Annotated in this window: 11 protein-coding genes; 3 read left to right on the forward strand and 8 right to left on the reverse strand. The window is 76.7% G+C overall.

The features are described from left to right. Positions 1-88 precede the first annotated feature (88 nt). From ACGF7U_RS26365 to ACGF7U_RS26400, 8 genes are all read right to left on the reverse strand, one after another. A complete protein-coding gene (locus ACGF7U_RS26365) occupies positions 89-11,815 on the reverse strand; it encodes an amino acid adenylation domain-containing protein (RefSeq protein ID WP_393111044.1) in 11,727 nt (3,908 codons plus the stop codon). After that, positions 11,808-12,149: a phosphopantetheine-binding protein gene (locus ACGF7U_RS26370; protein WP_393111046.1), complete on the reverse strand. Its 342-nt coding sequence runs from the start codon at positions 12,147-12,149 to the stop codon at positions 11,808-11,810. Before ACGF7U_RS26370 ends, ACGF7U_RS26365 begins: the two co-directional genes overlap by 8 nt. Continuing rightward, positions 12,149-12,970, reverse strand: a complete 822-nt coding sequence (locus tag ACGF7U_RS26375) for a hypothetical protein (RefSeq protein ID WP_393111048.1) — start codon at positions 12,968-12,970, stop codon at positions 12,149-12,151. The genes ACGF7U_RS26370 and ACGF7U_RS26375 overlap by 1 nt, the downstream gene beginning before the upstream one ends. Then, entirely contained in the window at positions 12,906-16,040 is a 3,135-nt protein-coding gene (locus ACGF7U_RS26380; protein WP_393111050.1) for an AMP-binding protein, read from the reverse strand. The genes ACGF7U_RS26375 and ACGF7U_RS26380 overlap by 65 nt, the downstream gene beginning before the upstream one ends. Beyond that, positions 16,037-17,806 (reverse strand): non-ribosomal peptide synthetase, encoded by a 1,770-nt coding sequence (locus ACGF7U_RS26385; RefSeq protein WP_393111052.1) that lies wholly within the window; start codon positions 17,804-17,806, stop codon positions 16,037-16,039. The genes ACGF7U_RS26380 and ACGF7U_RS26385 overlap by 4 nt, the downstream gene beginning before the upstream one ends. A 273-nt stretch (positions 17,807-18,079) precedes the next feature. Next, the gene (locus tag ACGF7U_RS26390; RefSeq protein WP_393111054.1) at positions 18,080-19,252 is read right to left on the reverse strand and encodes an alanine--tRNA ligase-related protein; all 1,173 of its coding nucleotides are present in this window, start codon (positions 19,250-19,252) and stop codon (positions 18,080-18,082) included. 257 nt (positions 19,253-19,509) lie between these two features. Continuing rightward, entirely contained in the window at positions 19,510-20,655 is a 1,146-nt protein-coding gene (locus tag ACGF7U_RS26395; RefSeq protein ID WP_393111056.1) for a fatty acid desaturase family protein, read from the reverse strand. Positions 20,656-20,669: 14 nt separating this feature from the next. After that, a complete protein-coding gene (locus tag ACGF7U_RS26400) occupies positions 20,670-21,758 on the reverse strand; it encodes a ferredoxin reductase (RefSeq protein WP_393111058.1) in 1,089 nt (362 codons plus the stop codon). An 84-nt stretch (positions 21,759-21,842) separates the two neighbouring features. Here ACGF7U_RS26400 and ACGF7U_RS26405 point away from each other — a divergent pair, with 84 nt between their 5' ends. From ACGF7U_RS26405 to ACGF7U_RS26415, 3 genes are all read left to right on the forward strand, one after another. Continuing rightward, positions 21,843-23,081 carry a PucR family transcriptional regulator gene (locus ACGF7U_RS26405; RefSeq protein ID WP_393111060.1) on the forward strand — a complete coding sequence of 413 codons (1,239 nt, stop codon included), beginning with the start codon at positions 21,843-21,845 and terminating at the stop codon, positions 23,079-23,081. A gap of 238 nt (positions 23,082-23,319) precedes the next feature. After that, entirely contained in the window at positions 23,320-24,717 is a 1,398-nt protein-coding gene (locus ACGF7U_RS26410) for a hypothetical protein (protein ID WP_393111062.1), read from the forward strand. Beyond that, the gene (locus ACGF7U_RS26415; RefSeq protein WP_393111064.1) at positions 24,714-25,805 is read left to right on the forward strand and encodes a transporter substrate-binding domain-containing protein; all 1,092 of its coding nucleotides are present in this window, start codon (positions 24,714-24,716) and stop codon (positions 25,803-25,805) included. Before ACGF7U_RS26410 ends, ACGF7U_RS26415 begins: the two co-directional genes overlap by 4 nt. Positions 25,806-25,817: the final 12 nt, after the last annotated feature.

Here is a 25,817-nt window from a genome sequence, read left to right on the forward strand (position 1 = left end):
GGCGACGCCCGCGCGCAGGGTCATCCTGACTGATCGGACGGCCCGGCGCACCACCCGGCGCCCGGCGCGGCGGGTCGCATCCGACCGGTCAGCGGGCGCCGGTCAGCTCGGCCAGCCGCCGGTCGGCCAGTTCCTGGATGCGGTCCTTGTCGCTGACGATGACCGTGCCCGGGTCGGCGTCCGGCAGCTCGTCCTCCAGCCGCCGGATCGGCCGGTACGCCCACCCGACGGCGGCGAGCGCCAGGGTGCACAGCCCGGCGACGACGGCGGTGAGCGCGATCCCCCGGCCGGGCCCGTGCCCGAGCACCGCGCCGAGCGTCCCGGCGACGCCGTCGCCGGAGGCCATCAGCGGCTCGAAGACCCGCTCGGCCAGCGGGGCGGCGGTCAGGAACCCGGCGGGCACCATCAGCCAGGAGAGCATCAGCGTGGTGGAGAGCACCCGGCCCTGCAACTCCAGCCCCACCTTGGCCTGCACGATCGCCAGCCAGTGCGTGTTGACCAGCGCCGAGGCGAGGCCCAGCCCGAACAGGCCCACCGCCGGGAAGACCGGGTCCGGGCGCAGCCCGACCATCAGCATCGCGACGCCGAGCAGCACCACGCCGGTCAGGATGCCGGTGGTCCGGCGCGCCGTGCCGCCCCACACGCCCATCAGGACGCTGCCGAGCAGCAGCCCGGCTCCGCTGGCGGCGAGCACCATGCCGAGCACGGAGGGGTCGCCGAAGGAGAGGGTGAGCGGGGTGGCCAGCACCTCGACGACGGCGAAGAAGTAGTTGAGCAGGGCGGTCAGGACGATCATCGCGAGCAGGCCGTGCCGGCGGGCGATGAACCGCCAGCCGCCGAGGACCTCCTGCCCGAAGGACTCCTCGCGCTTCTTGAACAGGGTGTCGGGGAAGCGTACGGCGAGGGTGATGCCGACCGCGACGGCGAAGCTGACCAGGTCGATCAGGACGATGCCGCGCAGTCCGATCGCGACCACCAGCGCGCCGCCGACCAGCGGCGCGAGCACGGTGCTGGTCGCCGTGCCCAGCGAGATGAGGCCGTTGGCCCGCCCGTAGTACCGCTTGGGCACCAGTTGGGTGACCGCCGCGAGGTACGCGGGTTGCTGGAACGCGGTGGCCAGGGCGCTGGCCGTGAGGGCCGCGAAGACGTGCCAGAGCTGCGCCCGGCCGGACCAGAGCAGCACCGCCAGGACGACCGTGCCGCAGGCGGCGAACGAGTCCGCGCAGACCATGATCAGCCGGCGGTTCCAGCGGTCGGCCAGCGCGCCGGCGATCGGCGAGAGGACCACCGCCGGCAGCAGCGCCAGCACGGACGCCAGCGCGAACCAGGAGATCGAGCCGGTGCGCTGGTAGACGAACAGCGACAGGGCGAACCCCGTCAGCCCCGTGCCGATCAGCGACACCAGCTGCCCGAACGCGACCAGGAAGAACGTGGTCAGCCCGGAGCGGGGCGGCGGCACCGGCGCGGGGGCGGCCGGCTCGGACGCGGGGGCGGCGGCGGCAGCCGGCTCGGGCGCGTCCGCCGCGACAGGCGCGTCCGCCGCGACAGGCGGGTCCGCCGCCTCGGGCGGGTCGGCCAGGATGATGCCCGCCAGCTCGGTGGCCTGGTGCTTCTGGAAGTAGTGCCCCGCGCCCTCGATGGTGCGCAGGCAGACCGAGTCGGAGAAGTACGCCCACTCCAGGTAGCGCTCCTCGTACAGCTCGGTGGCGCGGTCGCCGGTGCCGACCACGCAGACGATGGGAGCGGCCAGGCGCCGGGGCAGGCCCTTCGCGTAGACCTCGGTGTAGTAGTCCTCCCCGACCCGGGTGTCGGCCAGGAAGACCCCCATCAGGAAGTCCTTCTCCCGTTCGTCGAGCACGTCGGTGAAGAAGCCCATGGCCCGCAGGAAGTCCAGCGCGTGCCGCTTGGAGGTCCAGCGCTCCATGGGGAAGGCGCGGCGGAACCAGCGGGCGAACCGGCCCGGCAGCCGGGGCGCCGGGAAGTGCCCGCCGATCACCACCCGGAGCAGGTCAACGCCGGCCGCCTCCAGCCGCCGGCCCAGCTCGACGGCGGTGGCGCCGCCCATGCAGTGGCCGTAGACCAACACCGGCCCGGAGATGCCGGCGGTCACCTCGGCCACGCACCGCTCGACCAGCTCGTCCATGCCCAGCGGCGGCTCGTCGGGCCGGTTCAGGTCGTGCCCGGGGCGTTGCAGGGCGTAGAGCGCCACGTGCTCGGGCATCGCCGCGGCCAGCGACTGGTAGGTGACCGCGCCGGCCCCGGCGAACGGTACGCAGAGCACCGTCACCGCCGGCGCGGCCGCGCGGGGCGGGGTCAGCTCGTGCAGCAGTCGGTCCGGCTCACCCGCCGCGGCGTCGGCGTGCCCGGTCAGGCCCCGGATCGTCGGGTGGCGGAACAGGTCCAGCACGCTGATGGGCGGCTGGATGCCGCTGAGCGCCCGGATCGCCGTGAACGAGTCCCCGCCGAGGTCGAAGAAGTCGTCGTCGATGCCCACCCGGTCGTAGCCGAGCACCTGCGCCCAGCGCTCGGCGAGGGCGGCCTGCAACGGGGTGGTCGGCGCGGCGCCGCCGTCGCCGGCCCGGGCTCCGCCGCGCTCGGGGGCCGGCAGCGCCCGCCGGTCGACCTTGCCGTTGTCGGTCAGCGGCAGGGCGTCGAGCGGGACGTACGTCGTCGGGACCATGTAGTCGGGCAGCCAGTCGCGCAGGAACGCCCGCCACCGGCCGGCCCCCTCGTCCGGGTCGTCGGGGCGCGGCGCGAGGTACGCGACGAGGGCCGGCTCGCCGTCGATGTCGCGCACCACGACGGCCGCCTCCCGCACCGCCGGGTGCCGCTGCAGGGCCGCCTCGATCTCGCCCAGCTCGATGCGGTGGCCGCGCACCTTCACCTGGGAGTCGTTGCGCCCGAGGCACTCGATGGTGCCGTCGGGACGCCAGCGGGCCAGGTCGCCGGTGCGGTAGAGCCGCGCGCCGGGCCGGTCGGCGTACGGGTCGGGCCGGAACCGGTCGGCGGTCAGCGCGGGCTGGTCGAGGTAGTCGCGGGCCACTCCGGCGCCGCCGAGCCAGAGTTCCCCGACCACGCCGACGGGCACCGGCCGCAGCGCCTCGTCGAGCACGTACGCCCGGAGGTTGGCGATCGGCCGGCCGATGGTGACCTCGGGCGCGTCGGGTGCGACCCGGGCCGCGGTGGCCCAGATGGTGGCCTCGGTCGGCCCGTACATGTTCCACAGCTCGCCGACCCGGGGAGCCAGGTCGCGGGCCAGCGCCAGGGGCAGCGCCTCGCCGCCGCAGAGCGCCTTCAGCCCCGGCATCCCGGCCCAGCCGGAGGCGAGCAGCAGCCGCCAGGTGGCCGGGGTGGCCTGCATGACGGTGGCCCCCTCGGTACGCAGCAGCCCGGCCAGCCCGGCGGCGTCGTAGCCGACGTCCCGGCCGGCGATCACCACCCGGGCGCCGACGACCAGCGGCAGGAACAGCTCCAGCACGGAGATGTCGAAGGCGTAGGTGGTCAGCGCGACCAGGGTGTCGTCGGCGGTCAGGCCCGGTGTGTGCCGCATCGCGGTGAGCAGGTTGACCACCGAGGCGTGGCTGACCCGCACGCCCTTGGGCCGGCCGGTGGAGCCGGAGGTGTAGAGCACGTACGCCAGGTGCCCGGGCGCGGTGACCGGCTCGGGGTCGGCGGCGCACTCGACGGCCAGGGACGGGTCGTCGACGCGCAGCACCGGGCCGGCGAAGTCCGCGAACCGGTCGGCGAGGCCCGGCTCGGTGACGAGCACCGCCGAGCGGCTGTGCGCCAGCACCCAGCGCTGCCGGTCCAGCGGGTACGACGGGTCCAGCGGCACGTACGCGCCACCGGACTTGAGCACGCCGAGCAGCGCCACCAGCAGGTCGGCCGAGCGTTCCAGGGACACCGCCACGGTCACGTCCGGCCCGACGCCGATGCGGCGCAGCCGCCGGGCGAGCCGGTTGGCGCGCACGTTCAGCTCCGCGTAGCTGAGGGTGCGGCCGGCGAAGGTCACCGCGGGACGGTCCGGGGTGCGGGCCACCTGCTCCTCGACCAGCCGGGCCAGCCCGACCGCCGGCGCCGGCGCGTCCGTGGCGTTCCACTCCCCGAGCTGCCGGTGCCGCTCGGCGGGGGTGAGGATCTCCACGTCGGCGAGTCGGCCGTCCGGGTCGGCCACGAACGCGGCCAGCAGGGTCTCCAGGTGGGCCAGCATCCGCTCGGCGGTCGCCGGGTCGAACAGCGCGGTGTTGTACTCCAGGCAGCAGAGCAGCCCGTCCGGCCGGTCGTACGCGTACAGGGCGAGGTCGACCTGGGCGGTGCCGGGTTCGACGGTGAGCTGCTCGACCCGCAGGCCGGTCATGGCGAGGTCCTGCTCGGGCAGGTTGAGCAGGTTCACCATCACCTGGAACAGGGCGTTGCGGCTCAGGTCCCGGGGCACGTCGAGGGCGTCGACCACCCGCTCGAAGGGCGTCTCCTGGTGGTCGTACGCCTCCAGGGCCGTGCGGCGGGTCTCGTCGAGCAGCCGGGCGACGCTCCAGTCGCCGTCCAGGGTGGTGCGCAGCACGATGCTGTTGAGGAAGAAGCCGACCATCGGTTCCAGCTCGGCGCGGACGCGGCCGGCCACCGGGGAGCCGACGCAGATGTCGCGCTGCCCGGTGTAGCGGAACAGCAGCGCCTGGACTGCGGCGAGCACCGTCATGTAGAGGGTGGCGCCGTGCCGCTGCCCGAGGTCGCGGACCCGCTCGGTGAGCACGGGCGGCAGGGTCAGCCGGGCCACCGCCCCGTCGAAGGTCTGCACCGGCGGCCGGGGCCGGTCGGTGGGCAGTTCCAGGGCGCCCGTCGCGCCGGCCAGCCGCTCGGTCCAGTACGCCAGGTCGGCGGAGTCGGCGGCGGCCCGCTCCCGCTGCCAGCGGGCGTAGTCGGCGTACTGCACCGGCAGCTCGGGCAGGGGCGAGGGCGTGCCCGCGGCGAAGGCGTCGTAGAGGGCGCCCAGTTCGGCCCGGAGCACCCCGAGCGACCAACCGTCGGAGACGATGTGGTGCATCGCGAGGCAGAGCACGTGCCGGCCCGCCCCGGAGCGGAACAGCACCGGCCGGAACAGCGGCCCGCGTTCCAGGTCGTACGGCCGGCGGGCCTCGGCGACCAGGGCGACGCGCTCCCGCTCGGCGAGGTCCGCCTCGTCGCCGGGGGCGTCGGCGGCCAGGTCGACCACCGTCAGGTCGACCGGGGCGGCGGGCAGCACCACCTGCACCGGGTCGCCCCCGTCGGGGCCGGGGCGGAACACGGTGCGCAGCACCTCGTGCCGGCGCACCAGCTCGGTCAGCGCGTCGGCGAGCACGTCGACCCGCAGGTCGCCGTGCAGCCGCAGGGCGGTGAGCACCGCGTACGCGACCTGGTCGTGCACCTGTTCCAGGAACCACAGCCGGCGCTGCCCGGAGGAGACCGGGGCGGGCCCGGGGTCGGTGGCGCGCGGGATCGGCGGCGCCGCCGGCGCGGGCACGGCCGGCAGGGCGGCGGCGACCCCGGCGACGGTCGACCGGGCGAACACGGCCTCGATCGGCAGCGCCACCCCGAGCCGGGCGCGCACCCGGGCGACGACCTGGGTGGCGAGCAGCGAGTGCCCGCCGAGGGCGAAGAAGTCGTCGTGCGCGCCGACCGGCGCGACGCCGAGCAGCTCGGACCAGATCTCCGCCACCGCCCGCTCCGCGTCGGTGCGGGGCGGGAGGTAGGCGGTCGGCAGCGCCGGCCGGTTCCCCTCGGCGGCGGGCCCCGTCCCCGACGGTGTCGGGGACGCCTCGGCGGGGAGCGCCGGCGGGGCCGGGCGCGGGGCCGGGACGGCGCGGTCGACCCAGTGCCGCTGCCGCTCGAACGGGTAGGTGGGCAGCTCCACCCGGCGGCGCGGTCCGGCGTGGAAGGCGGACCAGTCGACGGGTACGCCGGCGAGCCAGAGCCGACCCACGGCGTCGAGGGCGACGCGGTGGTCGTCGGCGTCGGCGCGGACGTGGCGCATCACCTGCACCACGCGGTCGGGCCGCGCGCCGCCCTGGCGCAGCAGCCCGCCGAGGGTGTGTCCGGGGCCGACCTCGGCGACCACCAGGGCGCGGTCGGCCAGCAGCACGGCGCAGTCGGCGAAGCGGACCGTCCCGCGCAGGTGCCGCACCCAGTACTCCGGGTCGGTGACCTGCCCGGGCGTCGCCGGGGCGCCGGTGACGTTCGACAGGAACGTCGTGCTCGGCTCGGCGTAGTCGACCCGCCGCGCCTCGGCGCGGAAGTCGTCGAGGACCGGGTCGAGCAGCGCGGAGTGGAAGGCCCGGTCGGCGAGCAGCGGCCGTGCCTCGACCCCGTCGCGGTCGAGCCGCCCGCGCAGGGCGGCGACGGCGTCGGGCCGGCCGGAGACGACACACAGCCCCGGGGCGTTCACCGCGGCGAGGTCCAGGTCGTCGCCGAGCAGCGCGGCGACCTCCGACTCCGGCAGGGAGACGGCGAGCATCGCGCCCGGCTCGGTGGACTGGGCGAGCCCGCTGCGGGCGCGGACCAGCCGCAGCGCGTCCGCGACGGAGAAGACCCCGGCGAGGCAGGCGGCGACGTACTCGCCGAGGCTGTGCCCGGCCACCGCGTCGGGGCGTACGCCCCGGTCGACCAGCAGCCGGGCCAGCGCGTACTCGGTGACGAAGAGCGCGGGCTGGCTGATCCGGGGCTCGGCGAGCAGGCGCTCGGCCTCGGCCCGGTCGGCCGGCGCGGGGTCGAGCACGGCCCGCAGGTCCACCCCGAGCGGCTCGCGCAGCAGCTCGGCGCAGTGGTCCACGACGGCCCGGTAGCCGGGCTCGGCCCGGTACAGGCCGGCGCCCATGCCGACGTGCTGCGCCCCGTGGCCGGGGAAGACGAAGGCCAGCCCGGCGTCGCCGTCGGTCGCGGCGGTGAGCAGCCGCGCCGGGTCGCCGAGCGCGTCGAGGGCGTCGGTCCGGTTCGCGCAGACGACGGCCCGCCGGTGCGCCATCCCCCGCCGCCGGCCCAGGCCGGCGGCCACGTCCGCCAGCCGCAACGCGGGGTACGCGTCGAGGTGCGCGCGCAGCGCGTCGGTGGCCCGGTCCAGCGCGGTGGGCGTACGCGCGGAGAGCACCAGCAGGTGCGGACCGGCCGGCGGCTCGGCGGCCTCGGGCGCGGCGGCCGGCGGGGCCTCCTCCAGCACGACGTGGGCGTTCGTGCCGCCCATCCCGAAGGAGCTGACCCCGGCCCGGCGCGGTCCCGCGTCGCCCGGCCACGGCCGGGCCCGGGTCGGCAGGTGGAACGGGCTGGCGGCGAAGTCGATCGCCGGGTTGGGCCGGCGCAGGTTGACCACCGGCGGCAGGGTGCGGTGGCGCAGCGCCAGCACGGTCTTGATCAGGCCGGCCACCCCGGCCGCGGCGTCGGTGTGCCCGATGGCCGCCTTGACCGAGCCGAGCGCGCAGAACCCGGTGTCGGCGGTGCCGCGGCGGAACGCCTCGGTGAGCGCGGCGACCTCGATCGGGTCGCCGAGGCTGGTGCCGGTGCCGTGCGCCTCGACGTAGCCCACCGTGCGGGGAGCCACCCCGGCCACCGCGAGGGCCCGGCCGACCACCTCGGCCTGGCCGGCGACGCCCGGGGCGGAGTAGCCGGCCCGGCGGGCGCCGTCGTTGTTGACTGCCGAGCCGCGGATCACCGCGTGCACCAGGTCGCCGTCGGCGAGGGCGTCGGCGAGCCGGCGCAGCACGACGATGCCGACGCCGCTGGAGGCGATGGTGCCCCGGGCGTCGGCGTCGAACGGGCGGCAGTGCCCGTCCGGGGAGAAGATGCCGCCGTCGTGGTGCAGGTAGCCCTGCCGCTGGGCGGGGAAGACGCTCACCCCGCCGGCCAGCGCCAGGTCGCACTCCCCGGCGAGCAGGCTCTGCCGGGCCATGTGCACCGCGACGAGGGAGGTGGAGCAGGCGGTGCCGACGCTCACGCTCGGCCCGGTCAGGTTCAGCTTGTACGACGCCCGGGTGGCCAGGAAGTCCTTGTCGTTGCTCAGCGCGAGCTGGTACTCCCCGAGCGCCCGGATCTCCTCCGGCGCGTCCCGCAGGTGCTCCAGCAGGTAGCTGGCCCGGCCGGAGCCGGCGAAGAGCCCGATCTGCCCCGGGTACGCCTCGGGGTCGTGGCCGGCGCGTTCGAGGGCCTCCCAGGCGCACTCCAGCAGCAGCCGGTGCTGCGGGTCGAGCACCTGCGCCTCGCGCGGGGTGAAGCCGAAGAACTCGGCGTCGAAGCGGTCCACGTCGGGCAGCTCGGTGCCCCGCCGCACGTACGCCGGGTCGCCGAGCAGCGCCGGGTCCGCCCCGTCGGCGAGCAACTCCTCGGTGCTGAACTCGCGGACGGCCTCGACGCCGTCGCGGACCAGCCGCCAGAACTCCTCCGGGGTGCGGGCGCCGGGAAACCGGAGGGCCATCCCGACCACCGCGATCGCGTCCTCCGGCTCGCCGACGCGGGTGGCGGCGCGCGGCGCGCGCGGCGCCGGGACGGCCGGCGGCGCGGTGGCGCCGGCGAGGAACCGGGCCAGCGCGGAGACGGTGGTGTGCCGGAACAGGTCGGTCACGGTGAGCACCGGGCCGAGGCGCTCGACCAGCAGCCGGTGCACGGCCAGCAGCCGCAGCGAGTGCCCGCCCAGGTCGAAGAAGTTGTCCCGGCCGCCGACCCGGTCGACGCCGAGCACCTCCCGCCACACGTCGGCGACCAGTCGCTCGGCCGCGGCGACGTCGCCCACCGGCGGGGCGGCCCGGCCGGCGCGCCCCGCCTCGTCCGCCCGGTCGACGCCTCCCGCCTCGACCGCCGGCTCCGGGCTGCCGCCCGCGGGTGCCGGGAGGGCGGCCGGGTCGAGCTTGCCGTTGCCGGTCAGCGGCAGCGCGTCAACGCCGACGAACGCGGCCGGCACGAGGTGTCCGGGCAGCTCCGCGCGCAGGGCCGCGCCCAGCGCGGCCGGGTCCGCATCGCCGGTCAGGTAGGCGACCAGCCGGGGGTCGTCGGGGTCGTCGCGGCGCAGCACGACGGCGACGTCGCAGTCCGGCCGGAGCCGGCGCAGCGCCGCCTCCACCTCGCCGGGCTCGATCCGGAAGCCGCGCAACTTGACCTGCCCGTCGGCGCGACCCAGGAACTCCAGGACGCCGTCGGGACGCCACCGGGCCAGGTCGCCGGTGCGGTAGAGCCGCCGCCCGCCCTCGGCGGCGAACGGGTCGGGCAGGAACCGCTCGGCGGTGAGGCCGGGCCGGTTCAGGTAGCCGCGGGCCACCCCCGCGCCGCCGACGTACAGCTCGCCGGTGACGCCGACGGGGACCGGGTCGAGCCGGTCGTCCAGCACGTACAGGGTGGTGTTGGCGATCGGCCGGCCGATGGGCACCGAGCCGGTCCGTGCGGTGTCGGGGCCAACCTCGTACACGGCGCAGCCGACCACGGTCTCGGTCGGGCCGTACTCGTTGACCAGCCGGGTGCCGGTGGCGTGGTCCCGCCACAGGGCGACCTGGTCGGCGCGCAGGTTCTCCCCGCCGATGACGAAGACCCGCGTGCGGCCCGCGGCGCCCGTCGCGGCGACCTGCCGGTTGACGATCTCCAACTGGGCGGGGGTGATCTTGACCAGCCCGTACGGCGTGCGCCGCCCGAGCAGCGCCTCGCCGAGCCCTGCCGGCCCGAGGTCGTCGGGGAGCAGCCGGACCGTCGCGCCGGCGGCCAGCGGCACCAGCAGGCTGGTCACCGTCAGGTCGAAGCCGATCGAGGAGTGCACCGGCACCTCGTCGCCCGGGCCCAGCCGGTAGGCGGCACCGGCCCAGCGCAGGTAGTTCACCACCCCGCGGTGGGTCACCATCACGCCCTTGGGTCGGCCCGTCGAGCCGGAGGTGTGGATGACGTAGGCGAGGTCGTCCGGGCCGGTGGGTGCGGACACCGGGGACGGTGCGGCGGGCGGCCCCGGGTCGAGGTCCACCTCGACCGGTCGGGCCGACCCCGCCGGGAGCCGGTGCCGCAGCGCGGCCGAGGTGAGCACCACCGGCGCGCCGGTGTCGGCCAGGAGGTACGCCAGCCGGGCCGGCGGGTGGGTCGGGTCCAGCGGCACGTACGCCGCGCCGGTCTTCAGCACAGCCAGCAGCGCCACCGGCAGCGCGGCGGACCGCTCCAGCAGGACGCCCACGAGGTCGCCGGCGCCGATCCCCTCGGCGCGCAGGGTCGCGGCCAGCGCGTCGGCGCGGGCTTCGAGTTCCCGGTAGTCGAGGGTACGGGCCTCGTCGGCGACCGCCGGGGCGTCGGGCAGTTCGCGGGCCCACCGGGCGACCAGCGCGTGGACGCTCTCCCCCGGCGGTGCTGCGGCGGCCGTGTCGTTCCAGTCGACCAGCAGCCGCCGGCGGTCCTCGGCGGCGAGCAGCCGGGCGTCGCGGATCCGCGTGTCGGGGTCGGCGAGCAGGTCGGCCAGCAGAGTGCGGAAGTGCCCGGCGAGCCGGGCCACGCTCGCCGCGTCGAACAGGTCGGTGCGGTACTCGATGACCGCGTCGAGCCCGTCCGCGCCGGGGCGGACGGCCACCGTCAGGTCGAACTTGGCGGTGCGGGTCGGCACCTCCACGCAGGCCGCGTCGATCCCGGGCAGCCGCAGCGGCGCGGGCGCGTCGGCGTGCACGAACATCACCTGGAACAGCGGGCTGTGCCCGGCGTGCCGGGCGGGGCGCACCGCCTCGACGACACCCTCGAAGGGCAGTTCCTGCCGCTCCCGGGCGGCCAGCACCCCGGCCCGGACCCGGGCGACGCAGGTGGCGAAGGTCGGGTCGTCGGTCAGGTCGGTCCGGATCACGACGGTGTTGACGAACAGGCCGACCAGCGACTCCGTCTCCGGGCGGTCGCGGTTGGCCACCGGGGTGCCGACGGGCACGTCGTGGTGGCCGGTCCACCGGGCCAGCAGCACCTGGAACGCGGCGAGCAGCAGCAGGTACGGCGTGACGTTGAGCCGCCGGCACAGCGACCGCAGCGCGTCGGGCGCGACGTCCAGCGGGAACACGGCCGTGGCGCCGGCGTTCGACGGCGCGGCCGGCCGGGGAGCGGAGGTGGGCAGCTCCAGCACCGGCGGCGCGCCGGCGAGCCGGTCCCGCCACCAGCGCCGCTGCGCCTCGGCCTCCGGCCCCGCCAGCCAGCGCCGCTGCCAGTCGGCGTAGTCGGCGTACGTGACGGGCAGCGCGGGCAGCTCGGCGGGCCGGCCGGCCAGCCGGGCGGCGTACCCCTCGGACAGCTCGTCGGCGACGATCCGCAGCGACCACTCGTCCACGGCCGCGTGGTGCGCGGTCAACACCAGCACGTGGTCGGTGTCGGCGAGGCGCAGCAGGCTGGCCCGCAGCACGGGGCCGTGGCCCAGGTCGATCGGGGTGCCCGCCTCGGCGGCGAGGCGGGCGGCCAGCTCGTCCTCCCGCGCGGCCGCGGCGAGTCCGGTCAGGTCCACCACCCGCAGCAGGCCGGTCGGCGGTGCGGCGACCACCGGCACCACCCGGTCCCCGTCCACGGTCAGCGTGGTGCGCAGCGGCTCGTGCCGGGCGACCACCGCGTCCACCGCCGCGCTCAGGGCGGGCAGGTCCAGCGGGCCGCGCAGCCGCCACGCCACCGGCGCCAGGTACGCCGGGTCGTCCGGGTCGGCCTGCGCCAGGTACCACATCTGCCGCTGCCCGGCGGAGGCGACGGGAGCGCCGGCCGGGGTGATCGCGTCCCCGCCCGCCGGGGCGGCCGCGTCGCCGCCGGTGGGGGCGGCGCGCCGGGCGCGCAGGGCGGCGAGCAGCGCGGCCTGGCGCGGGGAGAGCACGTCAGTCATCGAGGCGCCCGAGCATCGTCTCGGCCTCGGTGTCCGAGCAGGCCAGCACGCTGAGGTAGAGCGCGGCGGCCTCGTCCACGGCGGGACCGTGCTCGGCGCGCAGCGCGGCGGTGAACTCGCCCAGCGTGGGATGCTCGAAGACGGCGGCCAGCGGCACCCGCACGTCGAGGGCGGCGCGCAGCCGGGCCGCCATCCGGGCGGCCACCAGGGAGTCGCCGCCGAGCACGAAGAAGTTGTCCTCCGCCGTCACGTGGTCGGCCCGCAGCACGGCGCGCCAGGCGCCCGCCACGACCTCCGCGACCGGGCTGCCCCCGTCGCGCGTCACGTCCGTCATCATCGCGTCCCCCCGTTGTCCGCGCCGGCACCGGTGGCGCCGACGTCGATTCCCAGATCGAAGACCCGCATCCGCAGCAGGTCGATGGCCTCCTCGTCGTCCGCGGCCTCGTGCACCGGGACCGGCACCGGGACCGGTCCGCTGCGGGCGGCGTCCAGCAGGAACCAGAGCCAGGCCAGGTACCGACCCGCGATCTCGTCGGCGGCAGTCTCCGCCTCGGCCGCGTCGAACCCGTTGTCGGTGACGAAGGCGCGGGCGAGCCGGGTCAGCTCGTCGCGCAGCCGGTCCACGGTGGCCGCCGGGTCGGCGAGCAGCGGCGTCGGGTCGGCCGGCGCGGGCACGCCGGTGAGCTTGCGGTGCAGCTGCGCGTACTCGCGGCGGACCGTCTCCTCGTCGGGCACGGTCGCGGCGACCAGGAGCAGGTGGGCCGGTGGCCCGCCGGCGTCGGCGAGGGCGTGCAGCAGGTGGTGGGCGAAGACCGCCGCGCTGCAGTAGCCGACGACGGTCACCGGGCCGGCGTCGGCGGGGCGCAGCCGGAGGAACTCCGCCGCGCAGGCGTCCGCCAGCGCGCGGTGCCCGGGCAGCCCCGGGTGCAGCTCCAGGGTCGTCACCGGGTCGAGCCGCCAGATCTCGTGCCGGCCGTCCGGCCCTGTGACGACCGGGCCGGGCAGGTCGCCGCCCGAGCCCGCCGCGCCGGCGGCCTCGGCCGCGGCGAGCGCCGCGGCGAGGCCGGGGCCGACGGAGTCGCCGGCGAACTCAACCGTCAGCACGCACCCGAACCGTCCCTCGGCGACCTGGCGTAACGCGATCGTCCGTGCCATCGGGGTCTCCTTGTGCGTACGCGTCGAGCTGGTCGGTGACGGCGGCGGCGAGCGCCGCCGCGCCGTCCGGGGTGAGCGCCCGCCCGTCGGCCTCGACGAGGACGGACAGCGCCCCATCCGGGTGCTGCCGCAGGGTCAGGCAGATCGGGAACCGGTTGGCGGTGCGGGCCAGCTCCCGCCGCCGCCAGGCAACCGGGCCGGTGACCAGCTCCGGCTCCTCCACCGAGTCGAGGTAGCAGGTCGGGTACGCGCCGGGCGGCGCGCCGGTGCCGCGCTGCACCTCGCGGGCCACCTCGCGGAACGGGGCCTGCTCGGCCACCGCCCGCCGCAGCTCCGTGCGGACCCGGCCGAGGGTGTCGGCCCAGGGGGCGCGCAGGTCCGTGCAGGGCAGCAGCACGGTGTTGACCGCGTACCCGGCGACGTCGAACTCGTCGGCGGCCCGGCGGGTGGTGGTGGCGCAGCCGACCACCACCGCGTCCCGGTCGAGCAGCGCGCCGAGCGCCCGCGCGTACGCGGCGGCGGCCAGCTCGGTGACGGTGCCCTCGCCCGTCCGGGTCAGGGCGCGGGCCGTGGCGCGCACCGGACGGGTGACCACGCTCCGGCCGGTGCCGCCGGGCACCGGGGCCGGCTCGGCGATCCCGCCCACCCGTGCCGCGGTGGCCCGGACGGCCTCCCGGACGGCGGCGTCGACGACCCGCGCCGACCGGCGCAGGTTCAGGTCGCACAGGGTGGTGGCCGACGGCGGGGGCGACCAGCCCGGGTCGTCGTGGCAGCGGGTCAGGTCGGCCAGGAACAGCCGCAGGGACCACGCGTCGACCACCAGGTGGTGCCAGACCAGCAGCAGGTCGGTGCGGTCGCCGGCGCCGAGCACGGCGCAGCGCAGCAGCGGCTCGGCCGTGGTGTCGAAGGGACGGCGGGCGCGGGCCCGCACGGCCGCGTCGAGCGCCGGGCCGTCGGCGAGATCGGCCACCTCCACGGTCGGCGGGTGCCGGTCGAGCACCAGCTCGGGCAGGCCGTCGACGAGCCGCAGCCCGGCGCCGAACGCGGAATGGGCGGCGACCGCCCGGCGCAGCGCGGCGACCAGCCGGGGCCGGTCCACCGTGGAGGTCGTGCTGAACCAGACCGGCTCGACGTAGAGGTCGGTGCCGGGGTTCAGCTCGTCGTGCAGCCACAGCCCGAGCTGCTCCGGAGTGAGCGGTGCGCACCGCGCTCCCGCCGGCGCCGGGCCCGCGACCGCCGGCCCGCCGGGCGCGACCCGGCCGGCGGCGCGGCCCGGTCCGCCGGGCGACGCCCCGCCGACCCGGCCGGCGGTGTCGGTCGGCCCCTCGGGCGACGCCTCGCGGAGCCGGGCGGCGAGGGTCGCCGCGTCGGGGGCGCGCAGGACGTCGGCGGAGGTCACCCGCACGCCGGTGCGCTCGGTGAGCCGGGCGGCCACCCGGGCCGCGGCGAGCGAGGTGCCGCCGAGCGGCAGGAAGGCGTCGCCGGGCCGGATCTCCCCCGCCGGCAGCACCTGCCGCCAGGCGTCGAGCACCACGCCGACCGGGTCGGTCGGGTCCGTCGGGGCGACCGGGTCGCCAGCGGCGGTCCGCCCGGCGGGCAGGGGCAGCGCGGCGAGCCGGTCGTGGTCGTACTTGCCGTGTGGGGTGAGCGGCAGCCGGGGCAGCAGCGCCACCACCGCCGGCACCGCGTACCCGGGCAGCCGGTCGCGGGCGTGGTCCCGTACCGCCCGCTCGGTCAGCCCGGCCCCCGGCTCCGCCGCCACGTACGCCGCCAGCACGTCCCCGAGCCCGTCCCACCGCCGAGCCGCCACCACCACGTCGCGGATCCCGGGCAGCCGGCGCAGCACCGCCTCCACCTCGGCCGGCTCGATCCGGAAGCCGCGGAGCTTGACCTGGCGGTCCACCCGGCCGAGGAAGACCAGGTCGCCGTCGGGCAGGGTGCGCGCCAGATCGCCGGTCCGGTAGGTGCGCGTGCCGTCCGCCGCCGTGCCGAACGCCGGTTCCCCGTCCGGGTCCCGCAGGTAGCCGCGGGCCACCGCCGCGCCGGCGACGACCAGCTCGCCGGTGCCGGTCGGGCGGTACGACCCGTCCGGCTGGCGCAGCAGCAGCCGGGTGCCGCGCACGGCGGTGCCGATCGGGGTGCGCTCCCCGGCCGTGGCGCCGTCGCGGGGCACCACGTACAGCGCGCAGCAGACGGTCGCCTCGGCCGGGCCGTACCCGTTGACCACGGTCAGCGCCGGCCGGCTGCGGGCGATGTCCTGCAACAGCGGGCGCGGGATCGGCTCGACGCCGACCAGCAGCCGGCGCAGCCCGGCCAGCGCCCCCGGCTCGGCGCGCAGCAACGCCCGCAGCTCGGGCAGGAACGCCGGCGGCACGTACGCGCTGCCCGCCCCCGCCACGTCCAGGAACGCGGCGAGCGCGGCGCCGTCGTGCCGGGCCGCGGCCGGCACCACCCGCACCGTCCCGCCCCGCACCAGCGGGGCGAAACACTCCCAGACGGCCACGTCGAAGGAGGGGCGGGTCCACCACGTGCCGGTGTGCCCGTCCGGCACCGGCGCCCGCTCGTCGAGGTCGGCGAGGAGGTTGAGCAGGTTGCCGTGCTCGACCTGCACGGCCTTGGGTGTGCCCGTCGAGCCGGAGGTGTGCACCACGTACGCCACGTCGGAGGGCCCGCCGGCGTCGGTGAGGGGCGCGACGGGCCCGGCCCCGACGGCGTCGGGCGCGAGGACGGGCCGCCCGGTCGGGGCGGACGCGGCCACCACGAGGGCCGGGTCGGCCGCGTCGAGCAGGGCGGCGACGCGTGCCGGCGGCTGGTCCGGGTCCAGCGGCACGTACGCCGCCCGGACCGCGAACGCGCCGACGGCGGCGGCGACGGCGTGCGCGCCCGGCTCCAGCAGCACCGCGACCCGGTCGCCGGGGCGCACGCCGCGCGCGGCGTACCCGGCGGCGTAGCGACCGGCCAGCTCGCGCAGCCCGGCCCAGGTGAGGACGGCGTCCCCGGCGTGCACGGCGACCGCGTCCGGCCGGCGGCCGGCGGCCCCGAGCAGCCGGGTGAGCAGGGTGCCGGTCACCGGACCGCCCCGACCCCGTCCGGTGCGACCGGCCCGTCGGCGCGCAGCGCCTCGACGGCGGCGAGGTAGTCGGCGAAGCGCCGGTGCTCGTAGAGCAGCGTGGCGCGCACGTCGACCCGCAGGCCCCGCCGCACCTGGGCGGTCAGCCGCACCGCGAGCAGCGAGTCGCCGCCGACGGTGAAGAAGTCGTCGTCGGGGCGGGGCGGCGTGCCCAGCACGGCCCGCCACGCCTCGGCCACCGCCGCGCCGGTCTCCCCCGCCGGGTCGTCCCCGTCGTGCGGCGCGGCGGCCTCCCGGGCCAGTCGCCGCGCGGTGCCGTCGCGCAGGGCGGCCCGGTCGAGCTTGCCGTTGGTGGTCAGCGGCAGGGTCTCGCACCGTTCCACGAGGTGCGGCACCATCGCGGCGGGCAGCCGGCCGCGCAGCCAGTCCCGCACGCCGTCGGCGTCGACCGCGCCGACCACCCAGGCCACCAGCAGCGTCTGCCCGTCCCGGTCCAGCGTGCCGGCGGCGGCCTGGCCGACCCCCGGCATGGCGAGCAGGGCGAACTCGACCTCGCGCAGCTCGATCCGGTGGCCGCGGACCTTGACCTGGTCGTCGGTGCGGCCGACGAAGTGCAGCTCGCCGTCGCGGTCGCGCCGGCAGACGTCCCCGGTGCGGTAGTGCCGCTGCCCGTGGGCGGCGCCGAAGGCCGCGGCGGTCTCGGCGGGCGCGGACCGGTAGCCCCTTGCCAGCACCGGCCCGGCGACGACCAGCTCACCCTGCTGCCCGCCGTCCTGCGCACCGGTCGGCTCCAGGGTCAGCCGGGCGCCGGCGACCGGCCGTCCGATCGGCGGCGGGCCGCTCCGGTCGCGGTGCCGGCGCAGGTCCGTCGTGGCGGTGACCAGGATGGTCGCCTCGGTGGGGCCGTAGAGGTTGTGCACGGCGGCGCCGAAGTCGGCGGCCGGCCAGGTGCGCAGCCGGTCGCCGCCCGTGGCCAGGCTGCGCAGCCGCCCGGTGTCGACGCCGGCGCGCAGCAGGTGCTCGGCGAGCGGGGTGGTGAGGAAGCAGTGGTCGACCTCGCGCGCCGTCGCCGCCACGCGCTCCGGGTCGCGGGCCACCGACTCGTCGGCGAGCAGCACCGTGGCCCCGCGCATCAGCGGCGCCCAGAGGTCGAGCAGGGCGGCGTCGAAGGCCAGCCCGGCGAAGGCGGCGGTCCGCACGCCCGGGCCGAGGCGGAAGAAGTCGGCGTACCAGTCGAGGACCGTCCACAGGCTGCGGTGGGCGACCTCGACCTGCTTGGGGCGGCCGGTGGAGCCGGAGGTGGAGATCAGGTACGCCAGATCGTCGGCGTCCGGCAGCCGCAGGTGCTCCACCCGGCCCGCACGGACGGTGGTAACCCAGGCCGGCAGCCGGTCGCCGTGCTCCTCGGCGGCGACGGCGACCCGGCAGCCGGCGTCGGTGAGGATCCGGGCGACCCGGGTCGCCGGCAGCGCCGGGTCCAGCGGCAGGAACGCGGCGCCGCAGAACCAGGCGGCGAGCTGCCCGACGACCGCGTCGGCGGTGCGGGGCCGCAGCACCGCCACGACCCGCCCGTCGGGGTCGCCCCCGTCCAGCGCCGGGGCGAGCGCGCCGGCGAGGGCCGCGGCGGTGGCGACGAGGTCGCGGTAGCGCAGCGTGCCCTGGCTGTCGACGACCGCCGGCCGGTCGGGGTGGGCCCGGGCGGTGCGCAGCACCTCGGCGGGGACGGTGACGGGGCGGTGCTGACCGGCGCTTGCGGTGGCGGTCACGGCTTCCCGCAGGGTCGGGTCACGTCAGCGGCTCCAGGTCGCGCGGCGGCAGTGGACGCGTAACAGGGCGTCAATCCTTGTTACGCGAGCCATCCTGACACCACGTCACGTGTCACGACCATCATCGACGGTGACGCCCTGAAACGGCGTTCGCCTCCATTTTCATGCACGTAGGTCTATTGACGCGCGGATGTCTACTTCGCTAAGTGGAGCCGGTGGGAAACCCACGGTGAGCCGCGGCCGGGCCCCGGCGCGGTGCCGGGGCCGACCGGCTCACCCCACCTCGCTCAGCAGCCCGTCCACCAGGTCGCGCGGGAGCCCGTGGGTGTCGTGCAGGTCGCGGTAGTCCTCGTCGGTGAGCGGCCCCCGCGAGCGCCGCCGGGACACCACGGACCGGCCGCGCCGCAGCAGCTCCCGGAACCGCCGTTCCTCGCCGGAGAGCACCTCGCGCACCTCGTCGACGGTGACCCGCTGCCGGAACCCGTCGAGGGTGTGCCGCACCGGCCCGGTGGGCAGGTCGGACAGGCTCCGGGTCGGGTCGTCGCGCCACAGGGTGGTGAGCACCCGACGCAGCAGCCGGCGAAGCACGTAGCCGCGGCCGGTGTTCGACGGCCGCACGCCGTCACCGATCACCACCACGCCCGAGCGCAGGTGGTCGCCGACCAGGCGCAGCGGCTCCTCCCGGAGGTCCCACACGTCGCGTACGCCGCGCACCCACGGCACCAGTGCGTCGCCCTCGTAGACCGAGCGGTGCCCCCGCAGCACCATCTCCAGGCGTTCGAGGCCCATCCCGGTGTCCACGCTGGGCTGCCGCAGCGGGGTGAGGCGACCGTCGGGGTGCCGGTGGTAGCGCATCCGTACGTGGTTCCAGACCTCCATCCACCGGTCGTCGGTGCCGGGGGTGCCCCGGGGCGGCCCGTCGCCGGTCCAGACGAAGATCTCCGTGTCGGGCCCGCACGGACCGGTCGGGCCGTTGGACCACCAGTTCTCCTCCCCGGTCAGTTCCACCGGCAGGCCGAGCTCGCCCCAGGTGCGCAGCGAGGACTCGTCCGGGCCGACCTGCTCGTCGCCGCCGAAGACTGTCACGTGCAGCCGGTCGTGGTCGACGCCGAAGCCGTCGCGCAGCAGTTCGTAGCCCCAGCGCAGGCTCTGCGGGAGGTCGTAGTCGCCGAGCGACCAGGAGCCGAGCATCCGGAACACGGTCAGGTGGGTGGAGTCACCGACCTCGTCCAGGTCGGTGGTGCGCAGGCAGCGCTGCACGTTGACCAGCCGCCGGCCCAGCGGGTGGGGGCGACCCTGCAGGTAGGGGGTCAGGGGATGCATCCCCGAGGTGGTGAACAGCACCGGGTCGCCGGGCGGCGGGATCAGCGAGCTGTCGGGCACGGGCTCGTGGCCGCGCTCACGGAAGAAGTCGACGAAGGTCCGGCTGATCGGGTCGTACGTCATGGCGGTTGGCCTTTCCGGGCAGGGCGACCGGAAAGGGTCCACCGCCGGCGGAACCGGCGGGCCGGGACGAAAAAGGCCGGCGGACCGTTTCCGGTCGCCGGCGGGAGGTGGTGGGGTCAGGCGGCGGCGACCGACGAGCGCGAAGCTCGCGCGGCCGCGGCGGCGTGGTGGCGCCTGATCTCCATGCCCCCGACTCTACGCGGGCGCCGGCGCCGCGCCCAGCGGATTAACGGCCGGGCGGCGGCGCCGGGTGGCGGTCAGGCGCCCGCGGAGGCGGCGAGGGCCGGGGCGGAGCGGTCGTCGGCCCGGCGCCGCGCCCTGCGGTTGGGCAGGGACAGCCGGACGACCTTCTTCCAGGCGGAGAGGACCTGCCGGGGCAGCGAACCGGTGGTGTACTTCAGCCCGTACCGGTCGAACAGGGCGCGAACCTCGGGGGCGATCTCCTGGTAGCGGTTGCTGGGCAGGTCGGGGAAGAGGTGGTGCTCGATCTGGAACGACAGGTTGCCGGTCATGATGTGCATCAGCCTGCTGCCGCTGATGTTGGCCGACCCGAGCATCTGCCGCAGGTACCACTCGCCGCGGGTCTCGCCCTCGATCGAGCGCTTGGAGAAGGTCTCCACGCCCTCCGGGAAGTGCCCGCACATGATCACCGAGTGGCTCCACAGGTTGCGCAGGAGGTTGGCGGTGAACGTCGCGGCCAACGTGTGCAGGAACGACGGCCCGGACAGCAGCGGGTGCAGGACGTAGTCCTTGAGGACCTGCCGGCGGATCTTCCGGCCCACCGCGCGGGCCCGGGCCCGGAACTGCGGATCCTTGTGCCGGCCCTTGCGCAGGTTGCGCCCCAGCTCCAGGTCGTACGCGGCGATGCCGTACTCGAAGAAGCAGGCGTTGATGAAGTTCCACAGCGGCTGGCCCAGGTAGACCGGGTGCCAGCGCTGGTCCTCGTCGACGCGCATGATGCCGTAGCCGAGGTCGTTGTCCTTGCCGATGACGTTCGTGTACCGGTGGTGCAGCTCGTTGTGCGAGTGCTTCCACTGGTCGGCCGGCGAGACGTGGTCCCACTCCCAGGTGGTGGAGTGGATCTTCGGGTCCCGCATCCAGTCCCACTGGCCGTGCAGGACGTTGTGGCCGACCTCCATGTTCTCCAGGATCTTGGCCACGGTCAGGCCGGCCGTGCCCACGATCCAGGCCGGCGGGAAGAGCGAGAACAGCAGCACCACGCGGCTGCCCAGCTCCAGCTTGCGCTGGGTGGAGATGACCCGGCGGATGTACGCGGCGTCCCGCTCGCCCCGGTCGGCGATCACCCGGTCGCGGATCGCGTCGAGTTCCTTGCCGATGACCTCGATGTCCTCGGCGCTCAGGTGGGCGATCGGGTTGACGGGCTTCTTCTCAATCACGGTCACGTCGGGTACTCCGGTCAGTGGTCGATGTCGCAGGGGCCGGCCGCGGCCGACACGCAGGTCTGGATGAGGACGCCGTCGCCGGGCACCGCCGTGGTCAGGTCCCCGTTGCGCAGGTCGCGGACGGCGCCCTGGCGCAGCGGCAGCACGCAGCCGTAGCAGATGCCCATCCGGCAGCCCGAGGGCATCAGCACCCCGGCGTTCTCGCCGGCGTCGAGCAGCGGGGTGGCGCCGTCGGCCGCCACGGTGACCCCCGAGCGGGCGAAGGTGACCGCGCCGCCCTCGCCGGGCGAGATGACGGTGGGCCGGAACCGCTCGGTGTGCAGCCGGTCGGCGCGCCCGCCGGCCGTCCAGTGCTCCGCCAGCGCGTCGAGCAGGCCGACCGGCCCACAGGCCCAGGTCTCCCGGTCGAGGTGGTCGGGCACGAGGTCGGCGAGGTCGTCCACGGTGAGCAGCCCGTCGGCGTCGGTGTGCCGCTCCACCAGCCGGATCGCGCCCCGCGCGGCGAGGTCCCGCAACTCCGCGCCGAAGATCACGTCGGCGGGCGTGGGCGCGGAGTGCACCACGACGACGTCGGCGCCGGCCAGCGCCTCCGAGCGCAGCATCCCCACCACCGGGGTGACCCCGCTGCCGGCGGTCACGAACAGCACCCGGGCGGGCGGCCGCCCCGGCAGCACGAAGTCGCCCTGGGCCTGGTCGAGCCGGACCAGGGTCCCGGGCCGCGCCCGGCGCACGAGGTGGTTGCTGACCACGCCGTTCGGGATGGCCTTCACGGTGATCGCCACCGGCCCGCGGCGGGCCGGTGGCGAGGTGACCGAGTAGGCCCGCCACTGGCGTACCCCGTCGACGTCGACGCCGAGGCGGACGTACTGCCCGGGGGTGTGCCCGCGCCAGTCGCGGCCCGGCTGGATCACCAGCGTCGCCGCGTCGGCGGTCTCGGGCCGGACGGCGAGGATCCGCCCGCGCAGGTCCGCGCCGGAGCGCAGCGGGGCGACCAGGTCGAGGTAGTCGTCGGGCAGCAGCGGGGTGGTGACCGACGCGGCCAGCCGCAGGATGCGACCCCGGAGGGACACCTTCGCGGGTGGACGCGGAACGGTGGTGGTCATAATTCGATGATCCCGGCAGCATGGCATAAAATCTTGGCCTGCGAAGGTGAACCGGTCCTTGGTTTTTGTGCGGAGGGAACAAACGTGTCGGAACGCTTCGAGGCCACCCGGCGCGCTGCCCACCTCGAACTGGACGCGCGCGTCGCCGGCGCGCTGCGCGACCAGCTGCCGCTGCTCGCCGAGCGGACGGTGACCGCGATCACCGCCGAGGTGCCCAGCTACTCCGGCACCCTCACCGGCCAGATGCGCGAGAAGATCGAGACCGCCGTGCAGATCGCGCTCGGCACGTTCCTCCAGCTCATCGAGCGGTCCGAGTCCGCCGACCCGAGCACCCCGCTGGTCGGCGCCCTGGAGGCCGCGTACGCCCTGGGCAGCGGCGAGGCACGCTCCGGGCGGAGCATGGACGCGCTGCTGGCCGCGTACCGGGTGGGCGCCCGCGTCTCCTGGCGGGAGATGTCCACCACCACCGTACGGGGCGGGCTCTCCGCCGGCACCGTCGCCGAGTTCGCGGAGCTGATGTTCGCGTACATCGACGAGCTCTCGGCCGCCAGCGTGGCCGGGCACGCCGACGAACTGGCCAGCGCGGGCCGTGCGCGGCGGCGCAACCTGGAACGACTCACCCAGCGGCTGCTCGCCGGCGAGCCCGAGGAGGCGCTGCTGCGCAGCGCCGACCGGGCCGACTGGCCGCCGCCGCAGACCCTCACCGTCGTGCTGCTGCCCCGGGCCAACCTCCGGGCGGCGCTCGCGCTGCTGCACCCACGCACCCTCGAGAGCGGCGACGACCTGCCGGCGGCCGGGTCGGGCGAGGACCTGGCGGTGCTGCTGGTGCCCGACAGCCACGGCGACCGCCGGCGGCAGCTCGCCCGGGTGCTGCACGGGCGGCGTGCGGTGCTCGGTCCCGCCCGCCCCTGGACCCGGGTCGCCTCCTCCTACCAGCGGGCCATCCGGGCCCGGTCGCTCGGCCTGCGCCCGGCCGACGACGGCGCGGCGCTGGACACCGAGGAGCACCTCGCCGAGCTGGTGCTGAGCACGGACCCGGAGGGCCTCGCCGACCTGCGAGCCCGGGTCCTGGCCCCGCTGGCGGCGCTGCCGCCCGGCGCCGCCGACCGCCTCGCCGAGACGCTGCGCTCCTGGCTGCTGCACCACGGCCGGCGCGACGACGTAGCCGCCGACCTGTTCGTGCACCCGCAGACGGTCCGCTACCGGATGGGCAAGCTCCGCGAGCTGTACGGCGACCGCCTGACCGACCCGGCGACGGTCCTGGACCTCACCCTCGCCCTGGCCTTCCCGCCCCGGGACGCGGTCGACGAACCGTCGTTCTGACCGGCCGCCACCCGCCGGCAACCCGTGCCGATCACGTCGGATACCGGACATACCCGTGCCGCCGGCCGGCGCGGTCTGTCAGCCTGGTGCCTCCTCGCCAGCGATCACCCCGACCGCTGCCGGCTGCCCGGGAGCCGGTGACGGGGCCGCGCGGCGGGGCGGGACGGGGCCGCATTCCGGCACCGCGACGCCCTCGAACACGAGGGCCGCGCGGGGCCCGGCGAGCGAGAGGACACCCATGGCGCCGCACACGGGGGACGGGCCCGGGGCCGACCGGTCGGCCCCGGCCCCCCGACGGCCGCGTCGGGGCGGCGCGGGCCGACTCCGCGACGCCCTGCGGACGACCCCGGCGCTGATCGTGGTCGGCGGGGCCGTGCTGGTCGCCGCGCTCGCCGCCACCGCCGCCGTCGCCGTGCAGTCCCGCGCGTCCGCCACCACGCTGGGCGAGCGGTCCGCCGAGACCGCCGTACGCACCAGCACGACCGCCCGGGAGATCTACCGGGGCCTCGCCGACGCCGACGTCGCCGCCAGCGCCGTCTTCCTGCTGCCGCCGACCGAGGACCGGCGCGCCTCCCTGGTGGGCGCCTACGACGCGGCGGTGCACGAGGTGGAGCGCAGGCTCACCGACTCGATGGGCGACGCCGTCGACGACCCGGACCGGCTGAGAAGGCTGGCGACGATCGCCGCCCGGCTGACGGTCTACCGGGACGTGGTGTGCGCCGCGCTGCGGGTGGCCGGCCCGCTCCCCGCGCTCCCCGGCGCGGAGAACCGGCGGCCCTGCGCGCCGGCGGAGGAGACGGCGGAGACCGGGACGGACAACGCGGCGGCCCGCGCGGTGCTCGCGTCGGCCTACGCCCGCGAGGCGTCGCACTACATGTCCACGGAGCTGCTCACCGAGGCGCAGGGCCTGTGGAACTACGACACCCGGCGGTTGATCGACGCCCGCGCCGACGCGCGGCCGTGGCTGGCCGCGTCCGTCCTGGTGCCGCTGGGCACCCTCGCCGCCCTGGTCGTGACGCAGGTGTGGCTGCGCCGGCGGACCCGGCGCCGGTTGAACGCCGGCCTGCTGCTGGCCTCGGCGGGCACCACGGCCGTGCTGGCCATGCTCGTCGCGTCGTGGTGGCACTGGCCCGCCGCCGACCGGGGGTTCCCGGAGCTGGAACGGGCGATCGACGCGCAGAGCGCCACCCAGCAGCGGCTGGGCGCCCTGCTGGCCGGCCGCGCCGACGTCTACCTCGGGCTCGGCGCGAGCGTCGACCCGGCCGGGCACAAGGCGGACTTCGACCGCCGGGACCTCTGCGTCCACCCCGCCGCCGGGCCGGAGCCGCCGAAGGACCGGATCGACTGCACCGCCCTGGAGGCGGCGGTCTGGCCCGCCCGGCAGAGCCGGACGCCGGACGCCTTCCGCGACGCGGTCGACACCGTGCTCAGCGAGGGGTCGGCGGGCCGGGCGTTCGTCGCCGCCGAGGAGCACCTCCTCGCCGACCTGACCGCCCGCAACCAGGAGGTCTCCCGGATGGTGGCCGACCTGCCCGAGGCGCCGCACCACCGGGGCGCCGCGGCCGCCTGGGTCACCCTGCTCGCCGCCGCCGGCGTGGTCGCCGGGCTGCGCCAGCGCTACCTGGAGTACCAGTGAACGCATCCCCGAGGATCTCGCCGAGGCCCCGACGCCGCGCCCGCGCCGCGTCGCTCGCCCTGCTCCTGGCGGGCCTGGCCGGGTGCGGCGCGCCGGCGGCGTCGAACAGCGCGCCCCCGGCGCGCCCACCGGGGGTGGCGACGGCGCCGACCACCGACGCGGCCGGCGCGATTTGCCCGGTGCGCCGCAGCCTCCCCGCCGTCGGGACGCCGCCGGCCCACGTCCTCGCCAGGGGCGAGCTGGTCGCGGGCGTCGACCCGTCGGACGCCACGATGAGCCACTGGGACGCCCGCACCCAGCGGTTCGAGGGCTTCAACATCGAGCTGATGCTGGCGGTGGCCCGGGCCATCTGGCCGACGGAGGACCCGCGGAAGAAGCTCACCTTCAAGGTGGTGCCGCCCGGTCAGGGCGCCTTCACGATGCTGGAGCAGGGCGACATCGACGTCGTCGCCACCTCGCTGACGGCCACGTGCCAACGCGCCCGGCGGGTGGTCTTCTCCAACGACTACCTCGACTCCGGCCAGACCGTGCTGGTCCGCGAACGCGCCGAGGGGGTGCCGGAGTACGCCGGCATGGAGCAGCTCGGCGGCAGGCGGGTCTGCGCCGCCGCGAACACGACCTCGCTGGCGATGATCGCCGGCTACCGCACCGCGGCCGGCGAGCGGCCCGTCCCGGTGCAGGCCGACCACTCCATCGACTGCCTCGTGATGCTGCGTCAGGGGCAGGTCGAGGGGGTCAGCACCGACGAGAACATCCTGCTGGGCTTCGCCCAGATGGCCCCGGACACGATGCTGGTGACCGAGCCGCCGCGCCGCGACCGGCAGTTCTGCGCGTACCACCGGGACGAGGAGTGCACCTGGTTCACCGACGAGCCGCACGCCTTCGCGTTCCACCTCGACAACGGCCGGGAGCTGGCCGCGTACGTCAACCACGTGCTGGCGTCGCCGCGCACCGCCACGGTGTGGCGGCAGGCCCACGACCGGTGGCTCGCCGGCCACCGGGACCGGGGCATGCCGTCGCCCGGCCCGGCGACGACGCGGTGGCCGCCCCCCGACCCCCCGCCGGTCACGCCACGGCCGACCGACTGAGGGGCGGCCCCT

It is taken from the genome of Micromonospora sp. NPDC047670, assembly GCF_043204915.1.
In the GTDB taxonomy this organism is placed as follows: domain Bacteria; phylum Actinomycetota; class Actinomycetes; order Mycobacteriales; family Micromonosporaceae; genus Micromonospora.